Source organism: Okeania sp. SIO2F5, assembly GCF_010692685.1.
Classification (GTDB): Bacteria; Cyanobacteriota; Cyanobacteriia; order Cyanobacteriales; family Microcoleaceae; genus Okeania; species Okeania hirsuta.
On the sequence record NZ_JAAHGU010000019.1, the window covers coordinates 1 to 12,511 of the forward strand.

Below are 12,511 nucleotides of genomic sequence, written 5' to 3' on the forward strand. Positions count from 1 at the left end.
GGTATGGATGATTCAAAGGTAGGGGTCAATGACAGTCCCTCAACTGATGAGAAGTAAAAACAGGTGGATTTATCCCCTGTTTTAACTACCGTCAGAATCCACGCGGATTTATCCCGTGGAGTGTCAATTGATTATTGTTCCTGTAAAACTTAAATAAAATCAGGTATCTAATTTTGCTTATTGCCAAATTGGTGGGAATTATCGAATAAAACATGTGTCATATTTGAGAATATTTAAAAGTGTCAAATATGGCAAAACATAATCAATCTAAAAAAGATAAAAATGGTAATTATTTGCCTAATAACTCGGCATATCGGCAATGCGATCGCCTAAAGGTGTGCTTAACTTATTAGTATCTGGATAAAACCCAGAATATGAAGCGAAGAGTTATCATCAACTGTGTTTAATTCCAAACGACAGAAAGCAAAATCATATTTTTGGCTGTCGCCTACATGTTTGCGCAGCATGACCTAGGAAAAAGCACAGCAATGAGTAGCAAAGTTTGGTAATTTTAAGGTGTAACCTAAGCGCATCGCCGGGAAAATTTCAAATATCTACCTTATCTTAATATTTACTAGGCCTTACTACAACTATATAGCTTCAACTTCCTAATCATTTCCACTAATACTTCTGTTTTAGTTTTTTCGCTATGACGACATTTTTGATTATACCTTTTAAAAGTAAGATTCTGTTAAGCAGATGGTCAGTACTTTGTTTGATGGGGGTTTAATTCTAGTTATTATCTAGTATATGTATTGCAGAAGGAAGGACTGAAGTTGGAAAAATCTTGTGTTGTCTGAGTTTTAAGTTTTTCATATGTCCACAACCTTTCCTTCCACTGCTATACATACAACATACTTTTATTTTTACCAACATTAATCATAGCATAATGTAACTATTTATATTTGTCTCAAATTAGCAAAAATTTAAGTGTTTAATATGGCCTTTAGGTGGCCTTTTGATCATTTCGTAATACTTTTACTATATTTTGTTGACTCTAAAGAATTGAATCAGTGAAAATTTATAGGTGTATGAGAGATACCCAAGGGAAGTCAATCCGTGTCTACAGACTCCTTATAAAAGTGCAAAGTTAAAAATATTAACCGATCGCTGAAGGTCGTCAATATATCTTGATTGCGCCTTTTCAATACTTCAATAACTAATATGTATCCTAACTTCTGAAAAGGGGGTATATGAGAAATTCATAGTGCAAAAAAATGTTTAAGTGGCTATCACTCCTAGAATTTACATCATAAATATTAATTTAACTTAATTTGTTTAGAGGTCTGATAACTTAACATTCCTGAGAGGTTCATTAGCTTTTGAATTTTGTAATTTAATTAGTAAAATATAGCAAGGCTTTGATCGTTTATAAATTTTTAGCAATCCTATTTAAGTTGTAATATTTTGGTAACAGTTAGGGAGCAGTCATCAGGAGTCATAATTGTAAAGGTTTTCAGTTCCAATTAACTATTATAAAAATTGTCACAACCAATGCGCGGATTGCTATATATAAGGCGACTGTCAAAAACATTGTCCACAAAGTAAATATACTTAGATTTAGTAGTGTAGAATAATTTATATATATGATCATAGATGTCAATCAACTATAACTATAAACGATGGTGTTTTTTCAGCGACTTATTTTAATATTATTAATCAATTTCTTGATTAATAATATTAATTTTATGATAAAATTAACGTAGTTTTACTGTTTAAATATTTATGATCATTATCTAGTTTATTTGATCATATGAAACAAAAAAACTACTGATTTTAATGCAATCAATACAATAAAACATTTTGAAAATGTATTAAATAATGATTTTCTGTTCAAATATTAAGAATCATAATATAATATGATTAACGGAGAAAATATTAAAATAATTTTATTGTATTGTCATTTTCTTGAGAGGAAAAACTAATCTAGAAAGTTAAGCAGATGGCCACAAATGATGTTGTCAAATATTCATAACTCGAATGGTGATCGAGTTTTCATATTGAACCTTTAAGATTCATGTCTGCAAACAACAAAATAATCAAATTAGCACAAGAAATAGACATCCTTAGTCAAAGAATGGCAACCGGCAACCTATTATTAAATAGCCATGCAAAACAAGGAAACATTTATATATTTTATGGTAGATTACTCTATACTACTGGTAACTTTCATAGAGTGAGACGTTGGCAACGAGGGATAGAATTGCACTGTCCTAAATGGAAACCCATAACTTTACAACTATCAGATCAAGAAAAACCTTGGGAATATATTCTACTATATGATGGAATAACAAGAGATGAAATTACTCTTTATCAGGCTAAAAAAGTCATTCGTACTGTCACATTAGAAATATTATTTTCCCTGAGTCTTTACGTAGATCTAACATGCCAGTGGGAGCAAAGTCCAGATAAGAAATCAGAATTATCTTTAGGTTTAGCTCTATGCTATAGAGAACTAGAAGAAATTTTTAGTAAAGTTAATAAAATGCAAAATTTATGGCAAAAAGCAGGTTTCAATAGTCTTAACCCCAATCTTGTTCCTGTCATGACAAAAACTGTTAAACCAGAAGCTTTATCTGGTTGGGGTAAATACTTACATGGGGACCTAACTATATGGGATATTGCCTATCAACTAAGAAAATCAGTATTAGCTGTAACTAAAACTTTATTTCCTTTAGTCAAAAAAGGATTAGTTCAATTAAAAACAGTACCAGACTTATCAACATCACCTATAAAATCATCTTTAACAACAGCTAATTCTCAGAAAAGTACAGACAAAACTACATCCAAAAAACAATCATTAATTGCTTGTATTGATGATAGCCCAGTAGTGACTGAAACATTAAAGAAAATTGTGCAACCTGCTGGTTATAGGTTTATCAGTATACAAGATCCAATTAAAGGATTTGTTAAAATAGCTGAATATAAACCAGATTTAATTTTTCTTGACCTAGAAATGCCTCATGCAAATGGTTATACTGTCTATCAATTTTTACGCAAAGCACCAGCATTTGAAAAAATACCAGTCATTATTTTTACCCATCGAAATAATGTGATAGATCGCAGTCGGGCTAAATTAATAGGAGCAGCCGACTTTTTGAGTAAGCCTCCTAAACCGGAAGAAATCTTAAAAATGATCCAAAAACATTTGCCTCACACTTAATTAAAAATTCAACTGGCAAACAAAAAATTTATTAATATAAGTAAAATTTTGGACAAACATTAAATAACAATTAGAAAGTTATGAAAGCAAGTATATTAATTGTAGAAGATAACCCAACTGAAGCTAGTATTTTGACTGAATGTCTACAAAAGTCAGGATTTGATGCATTGAGCGTAACCACAGCAGAAGCAGCTAAAGCTTTGCTGAATCAAAAAACTTTTGACGCAATTTTAACAGACGTGGTATTACCTGGTCAAAGTGGTTATGGACTGTGTAGGGAACTAAAAAGTCAAGAAAATACAGCTCATATACCAATTGTTATTTGTTCTAATAAATCAGGGAAAATAGATCAAAAATGGGGTATGAAGCAAGGTGCATCTGCTTATGTGACAAAACCAATTAATCGAGAAGAAGTTGTAGCAACATTAAGACGATTAGTTGTTTAATATCATGTTCCCCCGGAGGGGGAGCTACGCTAACGGTTGAATACTTATAAATAACTGTTGTGAGTCCTCAGGAGTCAACCCACCCCTTGCCCCTCCTAGGAGGGGAAGTCACCGAGTCAGGAGGGAAGAAAGGAGAAAAAGAGGAAATATTGGTATTGGGGGTATTGATAATTTCAGTATTTGTTTGGTACTGTCGGTATTGTCAGTCCTTAAATTTTATTTATAACTGACCCGTCCGCAATTCGTAGCTTTCCCAGAGGGGGAACATGATATAACATAGTTGTTTAACAAACATAAATTTTTATGACTAAAGTCTTCACTTAAAGTCAATGCAAAAACAACAATTATTCCGTAGCATACAATATTTATGTATAGAAATTGATCGGACTTTACAAACTATACTATCTACTGATGACCTAGATGAAGTTATTACCTTAGACTACGGAAAAGTCTTACAAATACCAGGTATGCCAACTGTAGTTGCAGGAGTTTTTCAGTGGCATGGCGAGATTATATGGTTAATTGATATTGCTTATTTGATGGGATTTAATCCTTTACTATCTACTGGATACAATCAGGAAAAACTTCGGGTAGTAAAAGTAAAATATAAAGATAACTATCTAGGTATTTTAGTACAAAAAGTAGGTGAGTTGATAAATATTGAGACTAAAAATATTACCCTGTTGAAACAAAAAAAAGTTAATTCTCCTGTAGCAAAATTTATCAAGGGAACTTGTACAAACTCAGAGGGAGAAAAAATGATGATTGTAGATATTGAAAAAATTATTCAAGATTTAGAAAAAGCAAAGAAATAAAAATCAGACAAAAAAATTAGCAAGAGCCGTTAACTAATTAGTAATTATTGAGAATTAATACAACTAAAATTATGGCACAGACAAATTTTAGAAAAACCAACCAATCAGAAAATAGAACGCAAAATATGAGCCAAAATTTCCACAACAAATCTGATAAAAAAACTGTAAATACTCAAGGAAATAATGAATCATTAGCAATTGTTCCAGTAGAAGTGTGGCAACCGGATACTAATCAAAAATCATTAGGAATCAAAGCAAAAACTAATGCTTTAACAGAAGATTTAGCCGCCTTACGATCTAATATAGATTTCCGAATTAATCAACTTCAACTATTAATAGAAAAAGAAGGAGCAGCAGCCGAACGAGTAGAATTATTAAACGAAATTACTTCCCATATTCGGGAATCTCTCAACTTAAAAGACATCTTTAAAACAGTAGTAGAAGATGTCAGAGCTGCCCTAGAAACAGATAGAGTAGTAGTTTATCAATTTGACAAAAACTGGAAAGGTACAGTTATTGCAGAATCAGTTAATAGTGACTGGCCACAAGCTATAGGGGCAGAAATTACCGACCCCTGCTTTGCAGACCGTTATGTAGAGTTTTATCAAAAAGGCCGGGTGAAAGCGACTGCTGATATCTACGAAGCAGGATTAACAGAATGTCACATCAGTCAACTAGAACCTTTTGCTGTTAGAGCTAACTTAGTCGCTTCCATTCTTGCCAACGGAAAATTATTCGGCTTATTAATTGCCCATCATTGTTCTGAAGCAAGACAATGGGTAGAATCAGAAATAGAATTTTTTCAGCAACTCGCTACTCAGCTAGGCTATGCTGTAGACCAAGCTCTACTACTAACAAAACAAAAAACAGCTACCGAACAAGCTCAAAAACTTAATTACATCAATGTCCAGATTCGTCAATCTCCAAATGTTCAAGAAATTCTCACTATTTCAGTTGAAGAAACTCGCGAAGCTCTTGATTGTGACAGAGTAATAATATACGAATTTGATACCCAGTGGAAAGGCAAAATTATTGCAGAATCAGTTAATAGTAACTGGCCACAGGCTATAGGGGCAGAAATAGCTGATCCTTGCTTTGCCGATCGCTACGTTCAACCCTATCAAAGGGGACGGGTTAAAGCCACAGAAAATATTTACGAAGCTGGGCTAACAGAGTGCCATATTAATCAGCTTAAGCCCTTTGAAGTAAAAGCTAACTTAGTTGCTCCCGTAGTAGTAGAAAAAAAACTCATAGGTCTATTAATTGCCCATCAATGCACAGGGCCTAGAGACTGGACAGAATTAGAAATTGACTTAATTCGTAAGGTGGCTGTTCAAGTGGGTTATGCTCTAGAACAAGCATACCTATTGCAAAAACAACAAGCTGCTGCCAAGCAAGCTCGATTTTTAAACGAAATTGGCATCAAACTCCGGAGTTCCCAGAATGCCGAAGATATTTTTGATCTTATTGTAGAAGAAGCCCGCGGTACATTAGAAGCCGATCGCGTCATACTTTATCAATTTGATGCTGACTGGAATGGTAAAGTAGTAGCCGAGTCAGTAGATCGAGCTTGGCCTCAAGCTTTTGGTAAAAAAATATCTGAGCCTTGCTTTAAAAAAAATTATCTCAAATCATATCTGCGAGGACGAATTAGCACAATAGAGAATATTGATGAAGCAGGATTAGGAGAATGTCATATCCAACTTTTAAAACCTTTTGCCGTTAAAGCTAATATTGTTGCTCCCATCATCGCCGAACAAAAACTCCACGGTTTGCTAATCGTACATCAATGTTCTGCACCTCGTAAGTGGCAAGAATCAGAAATTGACTTTACTAAACAACTAGCCACCCAGGTAGGTTTTGCCCTTGACCAAGTAACATTATTACAACAGCAACAAGCCGCTACAAAACAAGCTATTGCCCTCAATCAAATCAGCTCCAATATTCGTAAATCTCTTAACCCTCAAGACATCTTGAACACTACAGTCGAGGATCTGCAAGAAGCTATTCAAGCAGACCGAGTTATGGTCTATAAATTCGATCCTCAGTGGAAAGGTACAATAATAGCAGAATCAGTAACAGTCGGATTTCCAGAAGCATTAGGAGCTGAAATTGTAGACCCATGCTTTGCTCAAGGTTATATTAAGCCATATCTGAAAGGGAGAGTTAAACCAACCAATGATATCCGTGAAGCTGGATTAACAGAATGCCATATTAAACAATTAGAACAGTTCAATGTGAAGGCAAATTTAGTAGCTCCCATTATCACAGATAAAAATTTATATGGTTTATTAATCGCCCACCAATGTTCTGCCCCTCGCTACTGGGGAGCATTAGAAATTGACTTAATTAAGCAATTAGCTATTCAAGTTGGTTACGCATTAGACCAAGCATTATTGCTACAGCAACAACAAGCAGTGACTCAACAAGCGCGGTTACTCAGTGAAATTAGCTCCCGTATCCGGGAATCTCTAGAATTGGAAAAAATTTTCCAAACTACTGTAGAAGAATCACTGGTACTGATGAAAGCTGACCGTATTGTCATATATCGTTTCGATGAAAACTGGGAAGGTAAAATTATTTATGAGTCAGTCAAACCTAATTGCTCAAAGATTGCAGAGATGGAAACAGAAATTCCCTGTTTCCCTGCTGAGTATGTAGAACCCTATCGTCAAGGTCGAGTACAAGTCACGGAAGATATTAACAAGGCAAATTTAACAGACTGTCACCGAGAACAGTTGGAAAAATGGCAGGTGAAAGCAAATGTGGTAGTGCCAATTTTAGTAGGTCAAAAACTTTATGGTTTATTAGGCGCTCATCAATGTTCTGATACAAGACAATGGCAAGATTCAGAGGTCCAAGTTTTCAAACAACTGGCTTTACAAGTGGGTTCTACCCTGGAACAAGCTCTCCTATTAGAACAGGTAATCCAGGCTCGGAAAACAGCAGAAACTATCTCTCAGGAGCAACAAAAGGGTAAAGAATTATTAGAAAATCAAATAGAAACTTTTTTGACAGAAATAGAAAATTCTTTTGAGGGGGACTTGACAGTACGAGCTAATGTAACAGTAGGTGTAATGGGTACTGTGGCTGACTTTTTTAATGCCACGATTGAAAACTTACAGCAGTTGGTACTACAGGTGAAGTCAGCAACAAATATTGTGAGTTCCACAACTGAAGGTAACAATGCTGAAATTGAAAAATTGTCTGGTGAAGCTCATCGTCAAGCAGAAGCTATTACTAATGCTCTTGGACAAATTCAGGTAATGACAAATGCGGTTAAAGCAGTAGCTGCTAATGCTCAACAGGCAGAAGCTAAGGTGCAGCAAGCAAATCAGATTCTGCAAACTAGTGATGCTGCAATGAACCGTAGTGTGGAGGGAATTGTGGTAATTCAAAAAACAGTGGAGGCAACCGCTAGGAAGGTGAAAAATTTAGGGGAAACTTCTAAGAAAATTTCACGGGTGCTGAATTTGATTAATGATTTGGCAAATCAAACAAATATTTTGGCGTTGAATGCTTCGGTAGAGGCAACCAGAGCGGGGCAAGATGACCAAGGATTTGCTACAGTTGCTAGTGAAGTACGTTCTCTTGCGGAACAGTCAGCTAGTGCTACTCAAGAAATAGAGCAAATTGTTGAAGAAATGCAATCTGATACTAGCAAAGTTGTCAAGGCAATGATAGTAGGTCGCAAGCGGGTAATGGTAGGAACTCAGTTAGTTAAAGGAGCGCGAAAAACTCTGACTGATTTATTGGATGTGAGTGCACAGATCAGTGAGTTGGTAGAGGAGATTACTTTGTCTGCGACTACTCAAGCTAATACTTCTAGCAAACTGTCAAAAACAATGCAAGAAGTGGCAAACATCGCTAATCAAACTTCTGAACAATCTATGAATGTTGCAGAGTCTTTTTCTAAGTTACTAGAGGTAGCAGGAGATTTAGAAAAGAGTGTGGCGGAGTTTAAGGTAAATTAAATAGTGTTTTCGTTTGTCATGCTTTGCAAACAGCATTCAGCGCTCCCCAAGAAACTTTGGATGTAGTTCTAAAATGGTCTTATACCACATTATGCACTTCAAAATGTATAGCGCTGTGCGCAGGCAACAGCTCCGGAAGGCAACAGCTCCGGAAGGGGGATTGAAGAAGGAGACAGGAGACAGGAGACAGGAGGAGAATTACATGGGGATAGTCTTCGACAAGTCGCTCCGCGTCTACGCTCCCCCAAGTAATGCGTGAACACCCCCGTTGACGGTGGGGTATTAAACCCACAAAGAAAATGATAAAAAGCTGTTTGCGCAAGCATTCGGTAGGAATCAGATAAAACTTTTAGCTATTGGACACCTCCTGTAATTTGTAAATATGCCAGCGCACATTGCTATAGTATAAAAAATCAGGAGTCAGAACTCACAACTCAGGAGTCAGGAGAAAATAATGGTCGGTAATCAGAGAAAGAAATTAAGTACAAATACTTAGCAGTTTCCTGGTAAACGGCGCGATGGTGCTCCGCATCGTCCGGAGCACCATCGCGAAGGCTAATTAACTTAATTTACAGAGTATAAATACTTAGGGGATAGGAAATTTTGTGCTACTTTGTATATTACAAATTGACGTGCCGAATGTGGGTTTTATAGATACAGAAGTTCCCTACTCCCTAAAACCATCAATATAGCAGTCGAAGCAAAGGGCGTGGACATATCAAAAGCTTAAAAGTCAGACAACGCCAGATTTTTCGGTCTTTCGGTTCTTTATTCTGCTATATATGTACTTCCAGAGGGTAGGAAACTGCTGTATTTAAGATTAATATCAAAAACTTAATGTGGCGTTGCTGACTGGTGGGTATGATTTGATAATTTTGTATTTGGGATTTTTTATTTTGGATGGTTTGAACTACTTGTTAATATTAACTTTTCCCAGATCCCAGATCCCAGATCCCAGATCCGGTGTTCCCTGTTCCCTGTTCCCTATAAACCTACTTTCATACCTTAATTCAGCAATGCCCTTAATGTTTGCCCACTGTGATACTTTCAATTTTCTTCCCTGTTGCCTGTTCCCTATGGATTTAGATTTTATAAATAATGATAGAAATTGACGATCAAGCCTACAAATTTTTTGTAGAAGAAGCTACAGAATTACTACAGACTCTTGAACAAGGATTAATACATATCTCTCAAGAGCATGAGATCCAAAAACTACATCAACTAATGCGGGCAGCTCACTCAATTAAAGGTGGTGCTGCTTGTATTGGTTTAATGGGAATTCAAACAATTGCTCACGACTTAGAAAATAGTATTAGAGCGCTTTATCAAGAAAATACTGTTTTTGACCTAGAGTTAGAAAATCTACTGCTACAAGCTTTTGACTGTTTGCGATCGCCTACTGTTAAACAAATTGAAACAGGTAACTATGACCAAGAGAATTCTATTATTAAGGCCAAACAAGTTTTTGAGCAGATAGAAAAGAAACTTGGACATTCTTTAGAAGAAGCAGCAGAATTTCCCGAAGTATCGATGGAAGAGGGTGATATGACTAAATTTCTGTTTACAGAAGAAATACCCTCTGGTTTGCATCGTTGGGAAAATTTATTGGCTGGAAAGAATAGCACTGACAGTGGTTTATCCATTCAAGATGAACTGAAGAGACAAGCTGAAGTATTTGCAACTTTAGGGACAATGCTAAATTTGCCTGGGTTTACTTCTATTGCTGAAACTACGATCAAAGCTTTGGAAGTAAATCCAAAATACATAAAAAAAATTGGTACACTAGCTCTAGCAGATTTTTGGGCAGGGCAAAAAGCAGTATTGGCAGGCGATCGCACTCAAGGAGGGAATCTAAATGCCACATTGGTCAAACTAACAAAACCACTAAAATCTTCAGAGGAAGAAACAACTGCTAAGAGAAAACAAGTTAATCAACCAACTCAAGCAGTAAAAGCTGTTGTCTCTCAAAAATCTGAAGTTACAGTGGAATCTGAAGTTGCAGTGGAAACAGAAAATGTCAAAACATCTAATAGTGCGACCGCATCAGTAAATATTTCTCAAAAACAAGTTTCTGCACCGGGAGTTACTAATCAAAAGGAACAAATTCAGCAAAAGCAAATTACTTCTACATCCTCATCTTCTTTGGGTATCAGGATAGATATCAAACGTCTGGAAATGCTGAATAATTTGCTGGGAGAATTAGCTACTCAAGATAATAGTTTTATTCTCCAAAATCAACTATCTCAAGCTGCAATAGGAACTTTAGAAAAAGGGTGGCAAAAATGTTATCAGTTAATGATGAAACTTCAAGATATGAAGACTTTTTCAGAACAACTAAATAAATCCCCCAATTCTCAGAATAATCAACTAGCATATCTGGTAAATATACTGCCAAATCTATTAGAAGAAATTGCTCAAGTAGGCGAAGCTGTGAATGACATTAAACTACTACATCAGCAAAGTCAACAAGTTGTCAAAAAAAGACAACAAACCTTACAGCAAATACAAAATAATCTCACAAAAACTCGAATGTTACCTGTGGAATCATTATTGAATCGATTTCCTAGAATGATTAGAGATTTATCAGTACAAAAGCAAAAACAGGTCAAACTCGAATTAGTGGGGATGAATACTCTAATTGATAAAGTAGTTTTAGAGAAATTATACGATCCTATGGTTCATATAGTCAGAAATGCTTTCGATCATGGTATCGAACCCCCAGAAATCAGACAAAGTAATGGTAAATCAAAAGAAGGAAAAATCACTATTAAGTCTTATTATCAAGGGAATTATACTTACATAGAAATTCGAGATGATGGTCGGGGTATAGATGTTAATAAAATTCGGAATCTAGCTATACAAAAAAAAATTTTTTCTGTCACTGAAGCTGCTAAATTATCCACTAAACAATTATACAAATTATTATTTTATCCTGATTTTTCAACTACAAAAAAAGTGAGCGATTTATCAGGAAGAGGGATGGGATTAGAATCAGTTTACAGTCAAATAGAATCATTGAAAGGAAATATTACTATTCAATCCCAACTTGGTCAAGGGACAAAATTTATTCTGAGACTGCCATGGACTTTAACAATTACAAAATTATTGGTTTTTCGCATGGAGGGAAATTTCTTTGCAATTCCTTTAGATATTTTAGCAGCCATTATATATGTTGACCCTAGCGAAATTAAAGTCGAGCGCAGGGAAAAAGTATATTATTGGAAAGGCAAAAAGGTATCTATAGCACCATCAATCTTGTTGGATTATAATTATCCCATAGTTTCAGGAAGTATTCAACAAGAATCAGTGGAATTTTCTTGGAAAAATTCTTATACAAAAAACTCTCAAGGGAAAGTGATGTTGTTATTGATATCTGAAGATTCAGATACAATTGCCATCAAAATTGAACAAATATTAATGGAGCAAAATTTGACCATTAAACCTTTTAGCAAAATTTTAAAAGCACCATCATATTTATATGGTTGTACAATTTTAGGAGATGGGAGCTTAGTACCAGTTATTGATGGTATTCAATTATTAGAAAAAATATTACACACAGAACAATTAGATGCTAAAAATTTACTAAAAAATACTTCTAAATTTAAACAGTCTATTCTTTCTAAACTACCAACTATTCTAGTAATTGATGATTCTTTAACTACTCGCCAAGCTATTTCCAGTACTTTACAAAAAGCAGGATATGATATTGTTCAAGCTAAAGATGGATGGCAAGGGTTAGTAAAACTACAGCAAAATACTCAAATTCAAGCTGTTATTTGTGATGTAGAAATGCCACAAATGAATGGTTTTGAATTCCTCAGTCGTTGTCGTAAACAATATCCTATAGCACAAATGCCAGTATTAATGTTAACATCTCGTAGTAGTCAGCCCTATCGTACATTAGCTAAACAATTAGGTGCAAATGACTATTTAAGTAAGCCTTATTTAGACCAAGAATTAATTAATAGGTTACAAAGCTGCTTACAGGTTTAATTAAAAGGGAATAGGGGATAGGTATGGAGGGAAAGCAGCATTAAATCTCACATTCCGCACGTCAACTTGTAACATCATGTGAACTTTTTCATCACTTTGGGGCTAATATTCATCATCAGT

5 protein-coding genes are annotated in these 12,511 nt (G+C 35.2%); all 5 read left to right on the forward strand.

Features of this window, described 5'->3' with window-relative positions; translation table 11 throughout:
• Positions 1 to 2,017: 2,017 nt before the first annotated feature.
• The 5 genes from F6K27_RS09920 to F6K27_RS09940 all read left to right on the forward strand — a co-directional run bounded on the left by F6K27_RS09920 (position 2,018) and on the right by F6K27_RS09940 (position 12,391).
• On the forward strand, positions 2,018 to 3,163 hold the full coding sequence (locus F6K27_RS09920) for a response regulator (protein ID WP_287243410.1): 1,146 nt from the start codon (positions 2,018 to 2,020) through the stop codon (positions 3,161 to 3,163).
• 80 nt (positions 3,164 to 3,243) lie between these two features.
• Entirely contained in the window at positions 3,244 to 3,609 is a 366-nt protein-coding gene (locus F6K27_RS09925) for a response regulator transcription factor (protein WP_287243412.1), read from the forward strand.
• Positions 3,610 to 3,938: 329 nt separating this feature from the next.
• Positions 3,939 to 4,424 carry a chemotaxis protein CheW gene (locus tag F6K27_RS09930; protein ID WP_287273077.1) on the forward strand — a complete coding sequence of 162 codons (486 nt, stop codon included), beginning with the start codon at positions 3,939 to 3,941 and terminating at the stop codon, positions 4,422 to 4,424.
• 71 nt (positions 4,425 to 4,495) lie between these two features.
• Positions 4,496 to 8,398, forward strand: a complete 3,903-nt coding sequence (locus tag F6K27_RS09935; RefSeq protein ID WP_287273079.1) for a GAF domain-containing protein — start codon at positions 4,496 to 4,498, stop codon at positions 8,396 to 8,398.
• A gap of 1,098 nt (positions 8,399 to 9,496) precedes the next feature.
• On the forward strand, positions 9,497 to 12,391 hold the full coding sequence (locus F6K27_RS09940) for a hybrid sensor histidine kinase/response regulator (protein ID WP_287273080.1): 2,895 nt from the start codon (positions 9,497 to 9,499) through the stop codon (positions 12,389 to 12,391).
• The last annotated feature ends 120 nt before the right edge of the window (positions 12,392 to 12,511 follow it).